Genomic DNA, 20864 nt, shown 5'->3' on the forward strand with positions numbered 1-20864 from the left:
ATGGCTGAAAAGAAAAAAATGGAATTTAATATTATAAAAAATGCACCTACGGATGGGCATAAAGGATACGGGATTGGCTCGTTATCATTAGAAAACGTATCACCTGTTATTATCGATGTAGAAGAGGGCACTGCTGCTGTTGACATCGGTGCGATGCATGCGCGTAGTGTTGTTGAAAAGGGCATTAAATTTACAACCAATCGTGAAGACTCAGAGGGTGGTAAAAACTACTGGCTTGTCTGGGTAACGATTGAACAAAAACCAGAGGGCGGCTACTATGCAGGGGTGACAGCTTGTGAAATGGTCGTCAATCGCGAAAAACGTCGTGGCTATAAAATTTTAGCAGACCACGTCAATCGCATGGACAAATCAATGAAACGTAAAATTATGGTCGACAATATGGATGAGAAGTCAAAACACGTTTTAGCTGATTTCTTAAGAGGCTTTGATGAGGCAATGTGGAATCGTAGTGATGAACAATTGCGTAATGAGCTCGCATAAGTGACCAAAATATGAAGTTCTTCCCCCAAGGTTGAAACTAACCTGAAAAGGAAGTACACTAAAATATAAAGTCTAACACTAGACTTTGGACAGCAGTCTTGTATACTTTGTGTTTATGCAGGTATTTGAAACCCTAAACCCAAGCCAGATGCCTCGTCTTAAACATAAAACAAGCAGAAAAAGCTTTCAATACGCCTAACGGACAATGGCGATATTGAAAGCTTTTTTAATGTTCTTTTTTTATTTGATTCGCATGAAGAATTGAATTTAATTGCTTTGAATTACTTTGAGATTGGCGAATATCGTCTGCTAATCTGACGAGTGATTCACTTGTGATTGCATTGTCTGGGTAATTGACGATACTAAACGAAGCAGTTACATGTACTTTTTCAAAATTAGACAAAATAAATGTATGATCGCGTAAGAGCACGCGTAGCTCAGATGCGTAATTTAACGCAATAGCTGGCGCCGCATCATAACAAATTAAATAAAATTCCTCACCGCTCACGCGTGTTAAAAGGCTATTATGTTCTTTTGCGTAATCATCTAAAATTTTTGCGAGTTGTTTTAAAATTTCATCCCCGTATAAATGACCATAATGATGATTAACTGCGCGGAAACGATCAATATCAATTAAAACAAGTGCAAATGCCAGACGGTTGTTTGTCAGGCGATTTAATTCTTCGCGGAAAATGCGATTATTTGGGACGCCCGTTAAATAATCTGTGTCCGCTAATTTTTCAACAGCACGTGTATAAGCAAATTGCTTTTTGAAAATATGTAGCACGCCATAAGTTGCATAAAAGGCAAAGGCACTCATGAATGTTAATGTCCAAAGTGATGGATCATCCCAAGTGACGGGTGTCACAATAATAATGAAAAATAAAAATTCTAGCACGCATGGCCAAATATAGGCATGTACATTTTTAGAGGTAATCGGAATTTTCATTGCAATTAGTGACATGACGCTACCGACAAATATCGTATTAAGACCAAAAAACATCGTATTCATTGAAAAGTCAGCGGAAATCATGCGGAAGAGCCCCGCAATTACAGCCGTAATAAACCCTGCCTGTGGACCACCGATAATAATCGCCAATAACAAGACGGCAGAGCGTGTATCACCAATCACTTCGCTGGATAAATGTAAGGAAGTTTTCATTACTAAAACCGCGATGATTCCTGCGCCACATCCAACGAGAATAGGATAATAAGACTGATATTCTTTTTTAAAGCCGCCAAAGAATTCATATAAAAAATAAGCTAATACGATAAACGTAAATAAAATTGAAAAGTTTATAATAAGGCTCAGTATCATTTGATTTCTCCTAGCTAATAGTGGTTCTATTATACACTAAATTATTTAGAGTCGTTTAGGAGCAGTGAAATTTCTCTACATCCTTGAAAAAAACTTATATCTTAGCCTATAATAATAAGGTTATATTAACAAAGAGCGGAGGAGCTTTTTTGAGTAATAATGCGATGCCGATTCAACTAAAATTTAAGACGACCATTAAACATGAAGGTGAACTACCTGAAATCATGGAGATTTTTGTGGACGCTTCTTATATGTTGAAAGACGGTAAAAAAGTGTACATTCAATATGAAGAACTATTAAATGATAAAAAGATGCGTACAACGTTACGTTTTGATGAATCCGATGGTATTATTATGCGTAACGGAGACATAAAAATGCGCTTACCGTTTCTGAAAGGGCTTGACCAACGAGGCCATTATGAAGCGGATTTTGGGACAATGCCAATCATTGTACGCACGCATCATATCGATAATAAACCACTTACAGAACAAGCAGCAGAAGGTACACTTTTGGTACACTACGAACTAATCGTAGGCGGAAATTCAGTCGGTGATTATACATTAGAATATAGCTATACGGAGGGAAAATAATGAACGCAGTAGAACAAGTCCAACAGTCAGTTAAAGACGCTTTATTAAAAGCTATTACAAAAGCTGAGCTTGTAGAAGACCCAAGTGCTTTAAATATCCACTTAGAAACACCACGTAGTAAAGAAAACGGTGACTACGCAACAAACATCGCGATGCAAATGACGAAATTAGCGAAAAAACCACCTCGTGATATCGCACAGGCTATTTTAGATAATTTAGAAACAGCTGGCACAAATATCGAAAAAATCGATATCGCTGGTCCTGGTTTCATGAACATCACATTAGCAAAAGACTACTTAACAAAAGTTGTCACAACTGTTTTAGACCAACAAGCAGCATACGGTCACTCTGAAGCAGGTGAACACCAAAAAGTACAAGTAGAATTTGTTTCTGCGAACCCAACTGGTGATCTTCACTTAGGTCATGCGCGTGGTGCGTCAATCGGGGATTCATTATGTAATATTTTAGATGCAGCAGGCTATGATGTATCTCGTGAATACTACATCAATGATGCGGGTAACCAAATTACGAAATTAGCAAAATCATTAGAAGCTCGTTACCGTCAAGCATTAGGTCAAGAAGCAGATATGCCAGAAGACGGCTACCACGGTAAAGACATCGTCATGATTGCTGAAACATTATCAAATGAATTTGGCGAAGACATCTTAAATAAATCAGACGAAGAACGCTTTGAATTCTTCCGTACACATGGTTTAAAACATGAATTCGGTAAACTTCAAAAAGACTTAAAAGACTTCCGCGTTGATTTCGACGTATGGTTCTCTGAAACTTCTTTATACAAAGATGGTAAAGTTGAAAAAGCCATCCAAACATTAAAAGATAATGGTCACGTATACGAAGAAGACGGCGCTGTATGGTTCCGTTCTACAACATTCGGTGATGATAAAGACCGCGTATTACGTAAAACAGATGGTTCATTCACTTACTTAACACCAGATATCGCATACCACGAAGATAAATTACAACGTGGCTTCGATAAAATCATCAACATCTGGGGTGCTGACCACCATGGTTACATTCCTCGTATGAAAGCTGCAATCCAAGCGCTAGGCTATGACCGCGACATGCTGGAAGTAGAAGTTATCCAAATGGTTAACTTATTACGTGACGGCGAAAAAGTGAAAATGTCTAAACGTACAGGTAACGCAGTAACATTACGTGAATTAGTAGAAGAAGTAGGTCTAGACGCAGTACGCTACAACTTCGCAATGCGCGCCGGTGATACACACTTAGATTTCGATTTAGATTTAGCTGTGAAGCAATCAAACGAAAACCCTGTATACTACGCACAATATGCACATGCACGTATTTGTTCAATCCTACGTCAAGCAGAAGAAAAAGGTTTCGCACCTTCAACAGATGCGCTTGAAACATTATCTACAGAAAAAGACATCGATGTACTGAAAAAAGTTGGGGATTTCCCACAAGTGGTAGCAGATGCTGCACGCGCTCGCGCACCGCACCGTATCACAAACTACGTACAAGAATTAGCTGCTACATTCCACAGCTTCTACAATGCTGAAAAAGTATTAGATGCTGACAATAAAGAACGCTCTGCAGCACGTCTTGCAATGATTACAGCAGTAGCACAAACAATTAAAAATGCGCTTAAATTAGTAGGCGTAGCTGCTCCTGAAAAAATGTAATTTAGCTAAATAAAACGAGGCTTTGACATACGTGTAAAGTCGCTCCCATGAGCATAAAAAAACCGGAATCGCGCTGTGACGCGGTTCCGGTTTTTCGTTTCGAACGTTAAAAAAGAAAATGACGTGTTTTGTCTCAGTCACTTTTTTATTTTAAAAATAAATTGGTCGCATCATGTGTACGTAAAATAGGCTCCGAATACTTCGTATAATTCGATGTTAAAAAGTAATAGTAGAGCATATCAACGACATACAACTGCGCGATAAGTGACGCTGTAGCGGCTGTGCGGATTTTACCTCTAACCTCTAATGCACTGTGTAAAAGTGTCACCGTAGCTTGCTTTGCAAGCTCGGAGTCTTGATTGCCGGTCACCGCAATGACAGGAATTTGTAGGCTCTTCGCAATGTTTTCTAGCTGTTCGATTTGCGTTTTTTCACCAGAATTTGAAATAAGCACAAGTACTTTATTTTCTGGGTTAGCAGAAAGCAGTGTTGTAATCAGATGAATGTCTGAATGGGTAATGACATTTTTTCCGATACGCGAAAACTTTTGAAAGAAATCTTCCGCTGCGATGTGCGAGGCACCTAAACCAAAAACGATGATTTGTGAGGTGCTTTCGATGAGCTGAACGGCCTCTAATAATGACTGTTCCTCTAATACGTCATTTGTTAACGAGAGTGTAGAAGTAAGTCGCTGTGTTAATTTATCCTTTAGCATCTCAAATGAATCATCGGGAGCAATTTCCTCGTAAATCGTTTGCTGATCAGCATCTGTTTGAGCAGATAATGCGAGCTTGAGCTCTGGGTAGCCAGAGAGCCCGATTGAGCGACAAAAGCGTACGACGGTTGCGACACTGACATCACATTGTTGTGCGAGCTCATGAATCGATAGGGTCATCACTTGCTTGCCATGCTGCAAGATAAAATCTGCAATCACATATTCTTTTTTAGAGAGCTGAGAAAGACTATGTTGAATTGTTAAGAGAATATTATTTTTCAAGTTGTACATCACCTTCAAGTGTTGTTGGCTCCATTGCTGATTTTGGTGTTCCGAATAAATACGTAAAGACGAATCCACCAATATACGCAGCAACTAATCCTAACATATAATGTACCACATGACCGGAATTAATTAACGGAATGAGTGATACACCAGAAGGACCGATAGCTTGTGCGCCGATACCACCGATGCCGGCGATAACTGCACCACCAACACCACCGCCAAGACAGGCTGTAAAGAATGGTTTACCTAATGGAAGTGTTACCCCGTAAATCAGTGGTTCACCGATGCCAAGGAAACCAACCGGCAGCGCGCCTTTGATCATATTTGTTAATTGTTTGTTGCGACGGCATTTAATCCATAATGCAACCGCTGCACCAACTTGACCTGCGCCAGCCATTGCTAAAACAGGTAATAGTAATGTGACGCCCGTTGTCGTAATCATTTCAATATGAATAGGCGTGAGCACTTGGTGAAGTCCAAGCATAACCATTGGTAGGAAACATGCCCCTAAAACAAAGCCGGCGAATGGTCCACCAATATCTAAGACGCTTGTAATAACGCCAACTAAACCAGAAGAAACAACGCCAGCAAACGGCATGATAATGAAGATTGTCAGTAAGCCAACGATTAGTAATGTAATGGTTGGGGTTACGATAATATCGATGGAGTTTGGTACGATTTTTCGGACATTTCGTTCAACGATTGATAGTACCCAAACCCCGATTAATACGCCGATAATCCCGCCTTGATTGGCAACAAGTGGGTCGCCGTTAAAGATATTGGTTATAGGTGCTTCAGGTGTCATCCCCGTTAAGAGAATCGTACCACCGATAATCCCACCAAGACCAGGTGTCGCACCAAATTCATTGGCAGCATTAATCCCTACATAAATAGAAAGATAAGCAAATAAGGCATTTTTAATTACATTTAAAATAAGAATTAATTGCGTCCAGCTATCACCAATGTCACCAGCTGTTTGTAAGTTCGTTAATACAGAAGCGATCCCGCCGATTAAACCGGCACCAACGAATGCAGGAATAAGTGGCACGAAAATATTGGCGATGGTTTTTAGTACGCTACGAAGCTTTGATTTCTTCTGCTTAGCCTTTGTTGCTGCCTGCATTTCTTTCGCGCGCTCCTCGACCATTTCCTTGTTGGACTTGTTTTTTCGAGGGAATGGCTCACCAAGCTTAACACCAGCTTCGCGTACCATTTCGGCAGCTACTTTATTAACCGTACCTGGTCCGACAACAACTTGTAGCGTATCATCTTCAATGACCCCTAATACACCCGGTACATTTTTTAATGCGTCAATATCTACCTTGCTATAGTCGTTAATTGAAATTCGAACACGTGTCATACAGTGAATGATTTTATCGACATTTTTTTTGCCGCCAATCTGAGCGTATATGTCATGTGCTAAGCGTACTTCTTTTGATTCAGTCATCTAGAACTCCTCCTTACTTGTTAAGTAGTCTTACGGATAAATCCTTGGTTCTGCACCAATGTTTCTTCTGCTTGTTCCTTCGTTTGATCGAATAAAATCATGACGATGGCGATTTTTACTTGCTCACCTGATTGCTCAAAGGCTTCTTGTGCTTGCTCTTCTGTACATTCCGTTGCTTGTTGAATAATGCGTACGGCACGAACACGTAGCTTTTCATTGGTTGGCTGTACATCGACCATTAAGTTGTTGTACACCTTACCGATGCCAATCATTGAAGCGGTCGACAACATATTTAGTACAAGTTTCTGGGCGGTACCAGCTTTTAGACGTGTCGAGCCTGTTAATACTTCAGCGCCAACAATGACCTCGATGGCAATATTAGCAAATGCGCTAATTTCCGCATCTTGGTTACAAGAAAGGGCAATCGTTTCAGCACCTACCTCATTAGCATACGTTAATGCGCCAATGACATACGGTGTACGACCACTTGCTGCAATGCCGACAACCACATCTTCTTTTGTCAGGGAAAGCGCTGTTAAATCTTGCTGACCGAGTGTAGGTGAATCTTCTGCACCCTCGACTGCGCGGTACATAGCACGGTCACCACCTGCGATAACACCTACGACCTTTTCAGGTGGTACGCCAAACGTTGGCACACATTCAACCGCATCAAGCACGCCTAAGCGGCCACTCGTACCAGCACCAATGTAAATAAGGCGACCATTTTTTTTGAAGCGCGCGATAATTGCATCAACGGCCTTCGCAATCGTTGGCACGATTTGCTCGATTGCCTTTGGTACAACGGCATCTTCTTCATTCATTAAGCGAATGACTTGCTCTGTCGACAGCGTATCTAAGTTCATCGAGCGCTCATTACGTTTTTCTGTCGTTAATTTGTTTAAATCCATTCGATAACCTCCAGTTGTAGTGCTTGATTGGCACCAATCAATTTTAATAATGGAATGTCGGCTTTTGTGACATAACCAATAGTGTTGACGCGAGCATCGCTTGCTAATGGATTTTTCACGAGCTGTACCTCACCCTCATAGCGCCCGAATTGTTCATTATCAATTGTCACAGCACCAATCGGTCGAGTTGTAATAACCCCCGGCTTGACATGTCGCTTCGTTTGGCGAGACTCCAAAAAGCGAATAACATCCGCGGCGCAGTCAGGGCGATTATGAAATCGTGTCGCATGTAAATCCTCATACGTACGCTCAAGTGAGGTGTGCAGTAAAATCGTTTGTTGCTGTATAAACAGTTCAAATTGTTTTAGACTGACATCATTTAAGCTGTAATCGCCAACAAGAACGAGGTCTACCTGTTCAAAAATATCTAAATAAGAAGCAAACGGTGAAAAATGGCGATGCTTCTCGAGTGTGGGCAAGCCTTCAAAAAGCGGTGCGCGGTATTCATCTCCAGGAATAAAAGCAGCTACTGGGATGTCGTACTGTTTAAAAAGATCATTTTGTTGCTTGAAAAATTCTTCACTTAAGCCCGTTGAGACATGTGGATAATAATTGTGCCAGGCAGCAAGGCGAGATGCTGGCACATTTATGAGCAATTGCTCTAGTTCCTTCCGCGTTACCGTACTAGCGTTTAAAATGATATGAAAAGCCGTAGAAAGTGATATCATCTGCTCAATAGAGAAGCCGTCGTCTAAACGTAGTTGATGTACACCGAATGCTTGTAGCTTTTCGATTGGGAATTGCTCGAAAAGTGCAGGATGAATGTCCACCGTTAAACGTAAATGATTAACTGCACATAATTCACCTAGCCGGGCTAAATGAGCTTCGGTTACATCAGGAAGCTGAAGTGATGTGAAAACATCACTAAAGCCAGCATCTGTCATGTTATGCATGTAAGTAGCATCTATATTATTTAAAAAAACAGAAAACCCTAACATGAATGTAACCCCTTTCATTTATTTACAAATAGTGTAATCTAAAAGTAATAAAATTTCAAATTTTATTTAAAATATTTTTTAAAAAGAAATTAAATTACATTTTTAAATAAAATAAATGAAAAATTGGTGCGTAATTACATGAAAATGACGCACTATTCCGAATATGCTTTCTTAACGTCTCGAAGTTTTGTATAATAGGGGCAATTAAACACACAGAGATAGTAGGGGAAATGAGTGAAAATCTCATGCGGTCCCGCCACTGTAATGAAGTAATTCGAAGCCAGATTACCTACTATTTTTTTGAATGTGCTACGAGGATAGTCAACTTTTAGGGGGCTTCTGTATGTACAGGGGCCTTTTTATGTTCTCGGGAAATGAGAGGAGAATGGATTTTGAAAAAATGGATGTCATGGGGTTCCGCATTAGCGGTCTCAGCAATGTTATTATCAGGCTGCGGTACAGCAGATCAGACAAATGACAAGGAAAAAACAACACAGTCAGCGCAGCAAAATGCGTACCCATTAACAGTGAAGGATGCGACAGGTAAAGAAATTAGCATTAAGCAAGAGCCTTCAAAAATTATTACATTATCACCAAGCATTACGGAATCATTATTCGCACTTGACTTAGGAGATAAGGTGACAGGTGTTACAACGAATGATGATTATCCGAAAGAAGCGACTAAAAAAACAATGGTTGGCGATATGAATCCAAATATCGAAAAAATCATTTCGTTAGAACCTGATTTCGTGTTAATTGATGCGTCATCATTAGGTACGGCTGAAGCAGGATTAGAACAGTTGCGTGATGCAGGAATCACTGTATTTGTTGTGCCAACAGCAAATTCATTTGATGAAACGTATGCCAATATCGAACTAATCGGTAAGGTGACAAATAAAGAAGCTGAAGCGAAAAAAATTGTTGCAGATATGCAGAAAAAAGTAGCGGATGTACAACAGAAAATTAAAGATGCCAATGTGAAAGAACGTTCTGTATTTGTCGAAACATCAGATGCACCAGATATTTATACAGCGGGTAATAACTCGTATATGCAAGAAATGTTCGACTTAATTGGTGCGAATAATATTGCTAAAGATGGCGGCGAAAATTGGTATAAAATCGACCCAGAAGCGATTGTAAAAGGCAACCCAGATGTCATTATCGTGAAGTATGATTACGTACCAAATATCATGAAGAAAATTAAAAAACGTGATGGCTTTGATACCATTACAGCGGTGAAAGAAGACCAAATTGTGCAAGTCGATGACAATTTAACAAGTCGTACAGGTCCACGTTTAGCAGATGGCTTAGAAGAAATCGCGAAAGCTGTCTATCCTGAGGCATTTAAATAATGAAAAAACATGTTGTCGGGTATACCGTATCCTTTGCGCTATTAGTTGTAGCGGCATGGTTTGCGATTAGTATTGGCTCGGTGAAGGTTCCACTATCTGTGTTGTGGAATCCGTCATCAGCGGATGCAGCCTCGGCAAATATTATATGGAAAATCCGCGTGCCACGTGTGATTTTAGCCGGTCTTGTAGGGGCAGCACTTGCTATGGCAGGTGCTGCCTTTCAAGGTTTATTGAAAAATCCACTGGCTGATCCATATACGCTGGGGGTTTCTTCTGGGGCATCGGTCGGAGCGGTGATGACGATTTTCTTCGGTATTTCATCCTCTGCGCTTGGCCTATACACATTACCAATTTTTAGTATGATGGGTGCAATGGTCGCAATGGTGTTAGTGCTTGGCTTTTCACGCCTTGTCGATCGTTCGATGAAAATGGAAACATTGATTTTAACAGGGATTATTATTAGTGCCTTTTTAAGCTCCGTTATTTCACTTATGATTGCACTAACTGGTGAGGAACTGCGTCAGATTTTAAACTGGCTCATGGGGAGCGTATCGATGCGTGGCTGGCCGTATATTAAAATGATTTGGCCATTTTTACTTGTGGGTGCCTTGATGCTATGGATGAATCGCAAGGAACTAAATGCCTTATTATTTGGCGAGGAGCGCGCGCATTATTTAGGGGTCAATGTGAAGCGCAGCAAGTGGATGATTTTAGTGGGCGGCTCAATTTTAACAGGCTGTGCCGTAGCAGTGTCAGGGACAATTGGCTTTGTTGGTTTAGTTGTACCGCATATGACACGTCTACTTTTCGGTGCGGACCATCGTCATTTACTACCGCTCTCAATTATTAATGGTGCCACGCTACTTATCGTCTGTGATTTAGTAGCGCGCACGATTATTGCACCATCCGAATTACCGATTGGCGTCATTACATCATTTATTGGTGCGCCAGTATTTGCTTATATTTTCTTTAGACAACGTAGAAAGGGGCGTTAAACATGTTAGAGATTCACGGCTTAACAGGGGGCTATGATAAAAAAGAAATTGTTCGAGATGTGAGCTTTTCATTACAGAAGGGGCGAATGCTCGGCATTTTAGGGCCAAATGGTAGCGGGAAATCGACGCTTTTAAAAATGATTAGTGGCATTTTACCGCTAACTGCCGGTGATATTTTAATCGATAACAAGCCTCGAACAAGCTACAAACAAAAGGAATTAGCTCGCAAGATGGCCGTGCTACCACAGCTTCATGCCCATGCTTTTTCCCATACCGTCGTGGAAACAGTCGCGCTTGGGCGTTACCCGCATCAAAGCGGCTTATTTTCACAGTGGTCAGCAGAAGATGAGGCGGCGACAACGGAGGCAATGACTCAAACGGGTGTCGCAAAGTACCGCGATGAGGAGCTGGAATATTTATCAGGCGGCGAGCAGCAACGGACCTTTATTGCACAAGCACTTGCCCAACAGGCGGAGCTTTTACTGCTAGATGAGCCGACAAATCATTTAGATTTAGAACATCAACGTCAAATTATGGACATGCTAAAGCATGAGGTAGCAACGCGACAGTTAACGGTTGTGTCGATTTTTCATGATATGAATTTAGCGGCGTTGTACTGCGATGAGCTTCTATTACTAGAAAATGGACGCGTACGCGCATACGGTGCGCCTGCGGAAGTCTTGACTGAAGACGAGATTGCACAAGTGTATCATACGGCGGTCGCACGCTTTGCACATCCACAGCTAGCGACGCCGCAAATGGCACTGTTGCCGAATATTGAAATAGCACAAAATCGCGTGACGCTCGAGCAGTTCCGAGTGGAAAATGAATTTGTTCATTTAAAGGCTACAAAACCGCTTCGTACATTATCTGCGGCACTGCATAATCCGGGGTTTGGCTGGTTCCGTCATTTTTTAAATCGCACTGTCGATGCGCAATATATGTGTGATGATGCACATGCAGAAATGAAAAACTATATTAAAAATCATCATTTACCAATTGAGCAAACCGTTGCGATGATGACAGCGGTAGATGTAAAGCATGCGGTGATTCGCCGTTATAAAGAGGATGACCATGAACTTTTTGTGATGGTCACAGCCGGTGTCGGCAATGCCGTCGATGCGGCACGCGGCCATTTACATGCGGAGCCACAGCGTGTTGGCACGATTAATTTATGGGTCATTATCAATGGGGTATTAAGTGATGAATCATTCATGCAGGCGATGATGACGACCATTGAGGCGAAAGTAAAGGCGATGCAAGATGGCGAAATTTATGATACCCAAACAGGGACGATTGCGACGGGAACATCAACAGATAGTGTGCTAATTGCTTCAACGCAAAGCGGGCAAAATTATGAGTATGCGGGAACGATTACAGACATCGGCAAATTAATTGGTCGTGGTGTGTATGAAACGATGATTATTGCGCTAGATGACTATAAGCGTGCGAAAGGGTGGATTCAATGATTTTGAATCATCTTATCGCCTGCGTTATCGGTGTAATCATCGACCGCATTTACGGTGAGCCACGCTATATAAAGCATCCTGTTATTTTAATTGGGAATTTCATTGCATGGCTAACGAAAAAGTTAAATCACGGCAATCAGCGTAAAGTAAAAGGAGCGATGGCAGCGGTGATGACGATTGTTGTGACGACGCTCATCGCTTTTTTCATTGTCTATGGTAGCTATCAGCTGCATGTATTTTTAGGTGTCGCAGCCGAAAGTATATTAATAGCACTTGGGCTTGCGCAGAAAAGCTTAAAGCAGGCGGCACAAGATGTCTATAAGCCACTCGTTGCCGGTGATTTAGACGAGGCACGTACGAAGCTTGGCTGGATTGTCGGACGTGATACCAAGCATTTAGATGAAGCCAATATTACGCGAGGTGTTGTCGAAACCGTTTCTGAAAATACGAGTGATGGCGTGACAGCGCCGCTATTTTACGCCTTATTATTTGGGGCCACTGGGCTATGGTGCTACAAGGCCATTAACACATTAGATTCGATGATTGCCTATAAAAATGAGACATATAGAGACTTCGGATTTTTTGCGGCGAAAGTCGATGATATCGCCAACTTTATCCCAAGCCGAATTACTGGATTTTTATTATTAATTGTTACGAAAAATCATTATGGTTTACCGTTTAAAGAAAGATTCCAGAAGTGGCGTGTGGACGCAAAAAAACATCCAAGTCCAAATAGTGGTTATTTAGAAGCGGCAACAGCCTATCAGCTAGGCATTCAATTAGGTGGCTTAAATTACTATGGTGGCATCGCTTCTCATCGTCAGGAGATGGGCGAGCCGCATGTTGTATTATCAGCAAAACATATTGATGAGGCGGTTGTACAAATGCAGGTGACAACAATCGCATTTTTATTGATTGGCATCATGATAGGAGGAATTTTCATTGTTACCTAATCACGGAGCAAATCCACAACAAGTATATGAGGCAATGAATTTAAAGGCGCCCGAGACGTTAATTGATTTCAGTGAAAATGTGAATCATTTACCGTTTCCGTTAAATTTAGATATCGAGAAACTATTGCCGGTCATTACGGCGTATCCCCATCCAGATGGCGAACCATTTTTAAGTGCAGTGGCGGCGTATCATGGGATTGAGAAAGAGGCGATTTTACTTGGCAACGGCGCGGCAGAAATTTTTGCGTTGCTTGGGAATGTATTAGCGAATAAACGGGTGCTTGTCGTGCATCCGACCTTTTCTGAATACGAGGCGACGCTTGCACCGCATCATGTTGAATTTGAGCGTGTGCTTGTTGAGGACATCGCTACGTATCAATTACCGATGAAGACCTTACAGGAAAAAATCCCATATGCTTCCGCAATTTATTTATGTACGCCAAATAATCCGACTGGTGTGCTACCACCGCGTGAGGAGATTCAGCAAATAATTGACTGGGCACAGAGAACAGCGACACTTGTTGTGCTCGATGAAGCATTTTTAGATTGGATTGGGGAGGAGCACACATTTATTACAGATGCACCTAACTATGATCATGTGCTTGTCGTCCGGTCGATGACAAAAATGTATAAAATGCCGGGGTTACGTCTAGGCTATGCGGTAGGCAATGCGTCGCTTATTCGCTCGCTAGCACGATTTGCATCACACTGGCATATTAACGGTGTCGCAAGTGCACTTGGTGCCGAAATGCTTAAATTACATAATTACCGAGAAAAATCAATTCGTGAAGTAGCGGTTTCACGTGAAACATTACGCACGTTTTTAGAGGGACAGGGCTGTGTTGTGACGAATAGCCAAACGAATTATATGAGTTTTCAGCTTGCGGAAGTTGAAAAAAGCGAGGCATTTTATCACTTTATGCTAGCGCGTGGGCTTGTGCTACGTCATTCGAAAAATTTCCGAGGAATGGATGGCTCATGGTTCCGCGTTGGTATCAAGGCGCGCCCACAAATGGAAGCCTTTGAACAGGGGATGATTGCATGGAGCCAGCAGTAGCACCCCTTATTTTTATAACCGGTGGCGTGCGTAGCGGCAAAAGTCATTTTGCAGAAGCGCTAACAAAGCAATTATGTGAACTAACGCATCAACTCGTATACATTGCGACCGGTGTAGCATTTGATGATGAAATGGCGCGACGCATTGCGCATCATCAACAGCTTCGCGCTGGTGAGGGCTGGCAAACAATTGAGCATCCGACTAATTTTTCGACACTGCCACCACATATCCCAGACAATGCGGTTGTACTCTGGGACTGTGCGACGACATGGCTTGGCAATGAGTGCTATGACGATAATGCGTGGCAGGACCAAGCGAAGTTACAGGCTCGAATAGAGGCGATGAAGGAGGCTCTTTGGACACTTCGCAAAAGGGGCATTCCACTCGTCATCGTTTCAAATGAGATGCTTGATTCGCCGGTTCCACATTATGATGAAACGCGTGTCTATACGCAAATGCTTGGTGAATTGCATCAATGGTTTGTGGCGGAGGCAACGATTGCGATTGAAATGGAATATGGCTATAAAAAAATATGGAAAGGGGCAGACGTTTTTGAAAACTATTTTAGCTAGTGTATTGCTGACTTTTCAGTTTTTTACGATTGTGCCAGTAACTAAAAATATCGATTTGAATCATAAAACGGTAACGGGCATGTTTCAGTTTTTACCGTGGCTAGGTGCCTTTATGGGAGCGGTTGTTGCGCTTATTTTTGAAGGCTTGCAGCTAACGAATAGCAGTTCGCTTCTAATTGGCTTCCTGATGGCGATGGCCTTTATTATTTGGACTGGTGGGCTTCATTTAGATGGCTTTACAGATATGGGCGACGCGTATTTTTCGTATCAGGATGTGAAGAAGCGTCAGGAAATTTTAGATGACCCACGCGTTGGTGCCTTTGGTGCAATGGCGCTGTTATTTTTAGTGTTGACGAAGATTATCTTTTTGACAGAGCTCGTAACGCAAGGTATTCTCGCAAGCTATTGGCTGATTTTCGTGCCTTTTTTAGCGCGCGCAGCACTCGGCTTTTACCTTGTATGGACGAAGCCATCAAAAGATAAGGGCATCGGCTTTTTCTTCCGCACACATATTCACTTAACGCAGTATTTACTGTTTACCGTGGTGTCATTACTTATGGGCACAGCGCTCATTATGTACTGGGCACACACATGGATTCCGGCAGTGCTTGTCGGCATTACACTAATCGCTGTAGTGTTTTATAAAATGTGGACGAAGAAAAACTTTGGCGGAGCATCTGGTGATTTATACGGTGCATTCATCGAGGGAACGGAGGCGCTGTTATGGATTACGCTGTTGTGCTTGAGTTAGTACGTCATGCGAGAACACCAGGGAATATCGCGCATCGCTATGTTGGCTGGACAGATGAATCGATTGCGGAGACATCACTTCCTATTTTAAATGACACCATTTCACAAGTGATTTGCAGTGATTTAAAACGTACAGTTGAAACGGCTGCGCAGTATTTTCCACAGGCGAAACCGTATTGTATTGCGGCATTTCGTGAAAGTCATTTTGGCGATTTTGAAATGAAAACGTATGAGCAATTAAAAAATAATGAGGCGTATCGCAACTGGATTAATAGGCCGGAGCAATTAGCGCCACCAAATGGAGAAACACTGGTATCGCTTTATCGCCGCGTACGAGCGGGTATGGAACAACTAGAGGCGAAGCGGTATCAATATGCGGTGCTGCATGGTGGCACGATTCGTGCGATTCTTGTGCAATTTGGGCCAAAGCCAAGTGCCTTTTGGGATTGGCAAGTAGGGCATGACACACGCTTTGTACTCGCATGGGCGACGCGTCAGGCTTTTGAGGAGGGACAACGATGCACATCATTATCGGTGGAGCCTTTAATGGCAAACGAGCCTACGTCAAACAATTAATTGATGCGACGTGGTATGAGCGAGAACTACCTGAAAAGGTCGCGGGCAATATAGTTCTTGCTAACATAGAAGGAATTTTACAGGCGCATCTCGAAGAAGAAGAGGAGCAAGTTGCGTCCGATATTGCTGAAAAAATCCGTTTACTCGATGCACAAAGCGACGAGTTGGTTGTCATTTTAACGGATATGGGACGCGGTGTTGTACCGCTTGAAAAAGAACAACGCCAACTACGTGATACATGTGGTCGATTGTATCAATTGCTTTTTAAAGAGGCGACGACGATTACGCGTATTTGGTATGGCATTCCAGAAATTTTAAAAAAGGGGCTGGCACAATGAACATTTATACACGTACAGGGGATAAAGGGAAAACGAGCATTATCGGAGGACGCGTTGATAAAGATGATTTCCGCGTAGAAGCATATGGCACAATTGATGAATTAAATGCGATTATCGGGAAGGCAATGACGGAATTAGACGCAGAAAAATTTAAGGATTTATTAGATGATTTAGAAAAAATCCAAAATGAATTATTTGATGGTGGCGGCGATTTAGCGAATGTTATGAAAGAGCGCCATTATAAATTAGCAGACGAGGCGATTGAAGAGATGGAAGCACGTATCGATGTGTTAATGAGCGAGGCACCAGAGCTTCAAAAATTTGTCTTGCCAGGGGGTTCACCAGCAGCAGCAACCTTACACATCGCACGAACAGTGACACGTCGCGCAGAGCGTCTGACAGTGACACTACTAAAAAATACCGAAGAGGGCGATGTATCACCTGTTGTACAGCGCTATTTAAACCGTCTATCAGACTATTTATTCGCAGCAGCACTTGTTGTGAATGCACGTCTTGGTGTACCAAACAATGAGTATGTTCGTAGTGCAAATGTGTTTACGACTAGTAAGAAAAAGGACAAAAAGTAATATTACATGTAGATGTCGATGTACATCTATCCATAAAAGTAAAATTCATTTTGTAGTAAAATATTCCAATAAAACCACAAAAAAGATATAAGGTATGCACGTTATGTGATACCTTATATCTTTTTTTAATATTGTTTTTAAAGAAAAATATGTATTTTTACGAAAAAATAAAACATATTGCGGAAAATTATTGACTGAGTGATGATTCATAAAGTAGAATATTACTAATTCCAAATGTAACCAAATACTATACAAAAAGGAAAATCAGTCTTTAGGGGGGAAAAGGCATGAGTCCATTATTAATCGCGAACTGGATTTTGGCGATTCTAGTTATCGCGTATGGTGTGTATTTATTTGCATACCTAATTAAGACAAGAATCGAATTCATTAAGATGGGTAAGAAAGAGGAATTCGATCACAATGTGAAAGAGCGCCTGAATAAAATTTGGGTGTTTGTGTTTGGACAAAAGAAACTGTTGAAGGATAAGAAGAGTGGTATTCTTCACGTTATGATGTTCTACGGTTTCATTTTAGTTCAATTTGGTGCAATCGATTTTATCTGGAAAGGTTTAGCACCAGGATCACATTTACCTCTTGGACCGTTATATCCATATTTTACGTTCTTCCAAGAGCTCGTTACACTAATGATTTTAGTATCGGTAATCGGCGCATTCTACCGTCGATACATTGAAAAACTTGTCCGTTTAAAACGCGGTCTAAAAGCGGGGCTTGTGCTCATTTTTATCGGATCACTAATGGTTTCTGTATTAGTTGGTAACGGTATGGGCCTCATTTGGCACGGTGAAACGACTTGGGTATGGACGGAGCCAGTTGCATCTGCAATTGCCGCAATATTCTCATTCTTACCACAAGCCGCAGCAATCACAGTATTTTATATTATGTGGTGGATTCACTTATTAGTGCTTCTAACATTCTTAGTATATGTTCCACAATCAAAACACGCGCACTTAATCGCAGGACCGGCGAATGTATATTTAAATCCATTAACGCCTCCAGGGAAGCTAAAACCAATCGACTTCAGCGCATTTGAAGAAGATGATGAGGCAGAAGGCGAAGAAGAAGTCGAAGCGTCATTTGGTGTTGGTAAAATTACCGATTTCACTGACTTACAGCTCGTCGACTTATACGCTTGTGTGGAATGTGGTCGTTGTACAAACATGTGTCCCGCAACAGGCACAGGTAAAATGTTATCACCAATGGATTTGATGACAAAATTACGTGACCACTTAACATTTACAGGCGCGGTACAAACACAGCAAAAGCCGTGGGTACCAAGCTTTATTTTCAACAATGCAAAAGGCAATCAATTAGCAGCTGCAGCGGGCGCTGAAGGTGCAGTAATTGAGGATATTTATAGCCCATCATTAATCGGCGATGTTATCACAGAGGAAGAAATTTGGGCATGTACAACTTGCCGTAACTGTGAGGACCAATGTCCGGTAATGAACGAGCACGTAGAAAAAATTATCGACCTACGTCGTTACTTAACGATGACAGAAGGTAAAGTAAACTCGGATGCACAGCGCGCAATGAACAATATCGAGCGTCAAGGGAATCCATGGGGTATCAACCGTAAGCAAAAAGAAGAATGGCGCGAAGCTCGTCCAGAACTTCACATCCCAACTGTGAAAGAAGCTCAAAAAGCTGGCGAAGAATTTGAACACTTATTCTGGGTAGGGTCAATGGGATCATTCGATAACCGTTCACAAAAAATCGCCCTATCATTTGCTCATCTGTTAAATGAAGCAGGCGTGAAGTTCGCAATTTTAGGTAACAAAGAGAAAAACTCTGGTGATACACCACGTCGTTTAGGTAATGAGTTCTTATACCAAGAGCTTGTTGAAGCGAATATTAAAGAGTTTGATAAAGCAGAAGTGAAGAAGATTATTACAATCGATCCACATGCGTATAACACATTCAAAAATGAGTACTCTGACTTCGGCTGGAGTGGTGAGGTTTATCACCATACAGAGTTCTTATTCAAATTATTACAAGAAGGTCGTATTAAGCCGCAACATGCAGTAAACGAAAAAATCGTTTTCCATGATTCATGTTACTTAGGCCGTTACAACAATGTATACGATGCACCGCGTGAAATCTTAAAAGCGATTCCAGGTGTAGAGCTTGTTGAAATGGAACGTAATCGTGACGAGGCAATGTGCTGTGGCGCTGGTGGTGGTCTGATGTGGATGGAAGAGCATGTCGGCAACCGTATCAATGTCGCGCGTACAGAGCAAGCACTTGCAACAAATCCAACGGTAATTTCAGCTGGTTGTCCATATTGCTTAACGATGTTATCAGATGGTACGAAGGCGAAAGAGGTAGAGGATTCTGTTGGCACATACGACGTAGCAGAATTACTAGAAAAATCGATTTTCGGTGATGCACCACCTGCTGCTGAAGAACCTGTAGCAGCGGGCGTAGAAGAAGCAAGTTTATCAAATTAATCGTTAGGAAAAACGTGGGATTCCGCGTTTTTCTTCTGTCCGTTTCATGATTTAGGTCCAACTTTATTCTAAGTAAAGAGGTGTTGAATAGTGAAATCAGTCATTGTAGCAGGAGCAAGAACACCATTCGGTAAATTCGGAGGTGCACTTAGTAGTTTAACGGCGAGCGACTTAGGTGGTATCGCCATTAAAGGTGCACTTGAGCAAACGAATATTAAACCGGAAGAAGTCGACGAAGTAATCGTGGGGACGGTACTTCAAGCGGGGCAAGGTCAAATCCCGTCACGACAAGCAGCGCACAAAGCAGGCATTCCGTATACGGTAAAGACCGAGACAATCAACAAAGTATGTGCGTCAGGTCTACGCAGTATTACGTTAGCAGACCAACTGATTCGCTTAGGTGACGAGCGCATTATCGTTGCTGGTGGTATGGAGTCGATGTCTAATGCACCGTACTACTTACCACAAGGACGCTGGGGATTACGCATGGGTGATGGCAAGCTAGTCGATGGCGTGCTTCACGATGGCCTAACCTGTGCATTCCATCCGGATCATGTGCATATGGGTGTTTACGGCAATGAAACAGCAGATAAGTTTACGATTACGCGCGAGCAGCAAGATGCATTTGCGGCGCGTAGTCAGCAGCTTGCTGTGAAGTCGATTGAGGCCGGTATTTTCGCGGAAGAAATCGTTCCTGTAACGATTCCACAGCGTAAGGGTGAGCCCGTCGTTGTCGATACAGACGAAGCACCACGTAAAGGGACAACAGCGGAGTCACTGGCGAAGCTGAAGCCCGCATTTGGCAAGGATGGCACAGTGACAGCCGGCAATGCACCAGGGATTAATGATGGTGCAGCAGCCGTTGTCGTTGTCGCAGAGGACGAGGCACAAAAGCGAGGGCTTGAACCATTAGCAACTGTTATTGGTCATGCAGAAATCGCAATTGAGCCGGAGCGCTTCCCAGAAACACCGGGCCTAATCATTGAAACAATTCTTAAAAAGACAGGCAAGACATTAGAAGATATTGCATTATTTGAACTAAATGAAGCCTTCTCAGTCGTGGCATTAACAGCGAATAAACTTGCTGGTCTCGACCCTGAAAAGGTGAATGTCAATGGAGGCGCAGTTGCGCTTGGGCATCCAATTGGCGCTAGTGGAGCGCGCATCGTGCTAACACTCGCAAAAGAATTAAAGCGTCGCGGTGGCGGTATCGGCATCGCAGCGATTTGTTCGGGTGGCGGACAAGGAGACGCCATCATGATTGAAGTAGCACCATAGACTTGTGTTCGAGCTTGCATTGAAGATTAAGGTTAGAACA

Annotated in this window: 20 protein-coding genes and 1 riboswitch; of the genes, 15 read left to right on the top strand and 5 right to left on the bottom strand. The window is 42.2% G+C overall.

Annotation, left to right across the window (positions count from 1 at the left end; genetic code table 11):
• Entirely contained in the window at window positions 1–501 is a 501-nt protein-coding gene (locus tag KTHG_RS01010) for a YwhD family protein (protein WP_020189054.1), read from the top strand.
• Window positions 502–727: 226 nt separating this feature from the next.
• Here KTHG_RS01010 and KTHG_RS01015 read toward each other — a convergent pair whose 3' ends face one another.
• The gene (locus tag KTHG_RS01015) at window positions 728–1819 is read right to left on the bottom strand and encodes a GGDEF domain-containing protein (RefSeq protein ID WP_020189055.1); all 1092 of its coding nucleotides are present in this window, start codon (window positions 1817–1819) and stop codon (window positions 728–730) included.
• A gap of 149 nt (window positions 1820–1968) precedes the next feature.
• Between KTHG_RS01015 and KTHG_RS01020 the strand changes: the two genes are divergently transcribed.
• Together KTHG_RS01020 and argS are read left to right on the top strand one after the other, a co-directional pair.
• Window positions 1969–2409, top strand: coding sequence for a YwiB family protein (locus KTHG_RS01020; RefSeq protein ID WP_020189056.1), 441 nt, complete (start codon window positions 1969–1971; stop codon window positions 2407–2409).
• The gene (argS, locus tag KTHG_RS01025; protein ID WP_020189057.1) at window positions 2409–4076 is read left to right on the top strand and encodes an arginine--tRNA ligase; all 1668 of its coding nucleotides are present in this window, start codon (window positions 2409–2411) and stop codon (window positions 4074–4076) included. The genes KTHG_RS01020 and argS overlap by 1 nt, the downstream gene beginning before the upstream one ends.
• A 145-nt stretch (window positions 4077–4221) precedes the next feature.
• Here the strand turns inward: argS and KTHG_RS01030 are convergent, their stop codons facing one another.
• Genes KTHG_RS01030 through KTHG_RS01045 form a run of 4 tightly spaced genes read right to left on the bottom strand, consistent with a single transcriptional unit; the run spans window position 4222 to window position 8429 of the window.
• Entirely contained in the window at window positions 4222–5073 is an 852-nt protein-coding gene (locus tag KTHG_RS01030) for a MurR/RpiR family transcriptional regulator (protein ID WP_020189058.1), read from the bottom strand.
• Complete coding sequence (locus tag KTHG_RS01035) at window positions 5063–6523, bottom strand: PTS transporter subunit EIIC (RefSeq protein ID WP_020189059.1); 1461 nt, start codon at window positions 6521–6523, stop codon at window positions 5063–5065. The genes KTHG_RS01030 and KTHG_RS01035 overlap by 11 nt, the downstream gene beginning before the upstream one ends.
• 20 nt (window positions 6524–6543) lie before the next feature.
• Window positions 6544–7431, bottom strand: a complete 888-nt coding sequence (murQ, locus tag KTHG_RS01040) for an N-acetylmuramic acid 6-phosphate etherase (protein WP_020189060.1) — start codon at window positions 7429–7431, stop codon at window positions 6544–6546.
• Window positions 7422–8429: a MupG family TIM beta-alpha barrel fold protein gene (locus KTHG_RS01045; protein ID WP_020189061.1), complete on the bottom strand. Its 1008-nt coding sequence runs from the start codon at window positions 8427–8429 to the stop codon at window positions 7422–7424. Before KTHG_RS01045 ends, murQ begins: the two co-directional genes overlap by 10 nt.
• Window positions 8430–8631: 202 nt before the next feature.
• Window positions 8632–8763, top strand: a riboswitch (adenosylcobalamin (AdoCbl) riboswitch).
• Window positions 8764–8821: 58 nt separating this feature from the next.
• Between KTHG_RS01045 and KTHG_RS01050 the strand changes: the two genes are divergently transcribed.
• The 12 genes from KTHG_RS01050 to KTHG_RS01105 all read left to right on the top strand — a co-directional run bounded on the left by KTHG_RS01050 (window position 8822) and on the right by KTHG_RS01105 (window position 20824).
• The gene (locus KTHG_RS01050; protein WP_020189062.1) at window positions 8822–9781 is read left to right on the top strand and encodes an ABC transporter substrate-binding protein; all 960 of its coding nucleotides are present in this window, start codon (window positions 8822–8824) and stop codon (window positions 9779–9781) included.
• Window positions 9781–10776 carry a FecCD family ABC transporter permease gene (locus KTHG_RS01055; RefSeq protein ID WP_020189063.1) on the top strand — a complete coding sequence of 332 codons (996 nt, stop codon included), beginning with the start codon at window positions 9781–9783 and terminating at the stop codon, window positions 10774–10776. Before KTHG_RS01050 ends, KTHG_RS01055 begins: the two co-directional genes overlap by 1 nt.
• Before the next feature lie 2 nt (window positions 10777–10778).
• Window positions 10779–12245: an adenosylcobinamide amidohydrolase gene (locus tag KTHG_RS01060; protein ID WP_020189064.1), complete on the top strand. Its 1467-nt coding sequence runs from the start codon at window positions 10779–10781 to the stop codon at window positions 12243–12245.
• Complete coding sequence (gene cbiB / locus KTHG_RS01065) at window positions 12242–13198, top strand: adenosylcobinamide-phosphate synthase CbiB (protein WP_020189065.1); 957 nt, start codon at window positions 12242–12244, stop codon at window positions 13196–13198. Before KTHG_RS01060 ends, cbiB begins: the two co-directional genes overlap by 4 nt.
• Window positions 13188–14255 (top strand): pyridoxal phosphate-dependent aminotransferase, encoded by a 1068-nt coding sequence (locus tag KTHG_RS01070; RefSeq protein ID WP_020189066.1) that lies wholly within the window; start codon window positions 13188–13190, stop codon window positions 14253–14255. The genes cbiB and KTHG_RS01070 overlap by 11 nt, the downstream gene beginning before the upstream one ends.
• Entirely contained in the window at window positions 14240–14827 is a 588-nt protein-coding gene (locus KTHG_RS01075) for a bifunctional adenosylcobinamide kinase/adenosylcobinamide-phosphate guanylyltransferase (RefSeq protein WP_020189067.1), read from the top strand. Before KTHG_RS01070 ends, KTHG_RS01075 begins: the two co-directional genes overlap by 16 nt.
• Window positions 14808–15578 (top strand): adenosylcobinamide-GDP ribazoletransferase, encoded by a 771-nt coding sequence (cobS, locus tag KTHG_RS01080; protein WP_020189068.1) that lies wholly within the window; start codon window positions 14808–14810, stop codon window positions 15576–15578. Before KTHG_RS01075 ends, cobS begins: the two co-directional genes overlap by 20 nt.
• On the top strand, window positions 15551–16153 hold the full coding sequence (locus KTHG_RS01085; RefSeq protein ID WP_083851433.1) for a histidine phosphatase family protein: 603 nt from the start codon (window positions 15551–15553) through the stop codon (window positions 16151–16153). Before cobS ends, KTHG_RS01085 begins: the two co-directional genes overlap by 28 nt.
• A complete protein-coding gene (locus KTHG_RS01090; protein WP_020189069.1) occupies window positions 16096–16491 on the top strand; it encodes a bifunctional adenosylcobinamide kinase/adenosylcobinamide-phosphate guanylyltransferase in 396 nt (131 codons plus the stop codon). Before KTHG_RS01085 ends, KTHG_RS01090 begins: the two co-directional genes overlap by 58 nt.
• Entirely contained in the window at window positions 16488–17078 is a 591-nt protein-coding gene (locus KTHG_RS01095) for a cob(I)yrinic acid a,c-diamide adenosyltransferase (protein WP_020189070.1), read from the top strand. The genes KTHG_RS01090 and KTHG_RS01095 overlap by 4 nt, the downstream gene beginning before the upstream one ends.
• 287 nt (window positions 17079–17365) lie before the next feature.
• Window positions 17366–19546, top strand: a complete 2181-nt coding sequence (locus KTHG_RS01100; RefSeq protein ID WP_020189071.1) for a (Fe-S)-binding protein — start codon at window positions 17366–17368, stop codon at window positions 19544–19546.
• Between the two features lie 87 nt (window positions 19547–19633).
• Window positions 19634–20824, top strand: coding sequence for an acetyl-CoA C-acetyltransferase (locus tag KTHG_RS01105; RefSeq protein WP_044527189.1), 1191 nt, complete (start codon window positions 19634–19636; stop codon window positions 20822–20824).
• Window positions 20825–20864: the final 40 nt, after the last annotated feature.

The sequence above is a fragment of the Kurthia sp. Dielmo genome (genome assembly GCF_000307285.2).
Taxonomy (GTDB): domain Bacteria; phylum Bacillota; class Bacilli; order Bacillales_A; family Planococcaceae; genus Kurthia; species Kurthia populi.

Excerpts from the sequence above, each read along its gene's own strand:
- KTHG_RS01010 (WP_020189054.1), top strand. The coding sequence starts at position 1 with ATGGCTGAAAAGAAAAAAATGGAATTTAATATTATAAAAAATGCACCT.
- KTHG_RS01015 (WP_020189055.1), bottom strand. The coding sequence starts at position 1,819 with ATGATACTGAGCCTTATTATAAACTTTTCAATTTTATTTACGTTTATC.
- argS (WP_020189057.1), top strand. The coding sequence starts at position 2,409 with ATGAACGCAGTAGAACAAGTCCAACAGTCAGTTAAAGACGCTTTATTA.
- KTHG_RS01035 (WP_020189059.1), bottom strand. The coding sequence starts at position 6,523 with ATGACTGAATCAAAAGAAGTACGCTTAGCACATGACATATACGCTCAG.
- murQ (WP_020189060.1), bottom strand. The coding sequence starts at position 7,431 with ATGGATTTAAACAAATTAACGACAGAAAAACGTAATGAGCGCTCGATG.
- KTHG_RS01045 (WP_020189061.1), bottom strand. The coding sequence starts at position 8,429 with ATGTTAGGGTTTTCTGTTTTTTTAAATAATATAGATGCTACTTACATG.
- KTHG_RS01055 (WP_020189063.1), top strand. The coding sequence starts at position 9,781 with ATGAAAAAACATGTTGTCGGGTATACCGTATCCTTTGCGCTATTAGTT.
- KTHG_RS01060 (WP_020189064.1), top strand. The coding sequence starts at position 10,779 with ATGTTAGAGATTCACGGCTTAACAGGGGGCTATGATAAAAAAGAAATT.
- cbiB (WP_020189065.1), top strand. The coding sequence starts at position 12,242 with ATGATTTTGAATCATCTTATCGCCTGCGTTATCGGTGTAATCATCGAC.
- KTHG_RS01075 (WP_020189067.1), top strand. The coding sequence starts at position 14,240 with ATGGAGCCAGCAGTAGCACCCCTTATTTTTATAACCGGTGGCGTGCGT.
- KTHG_RS01085 (WP_083851433.1), top strand. The coding sequence starts at position 15,551 with ATGGATTACGCTGTTGTGCTTGAGTTAGTACGTCATGCGAGAACACCA.
- KTHG_RS01090 (WP_020189069.1), top strand. The coding sequence starts at position 16,096 with ATGCACATCATTATCGGTGGAGCCTTTAATGGCAAACGAGCCTACGTC.
- KTHG_RS01095 (WP_020189070.1), top strand. The coding sequence starts at position 16,488 with ATGAACATTTATACACGTACAGGGGATAAAGGGAAAACGAGCATTATC.
- KTHG_RS01100 (WP_020189071.1), top strand. The coding sequence starts at position 17,366 with ATGAGTCCATTATTAATCGCGAACTGGATTTTGGCGATTCTAGTTATC.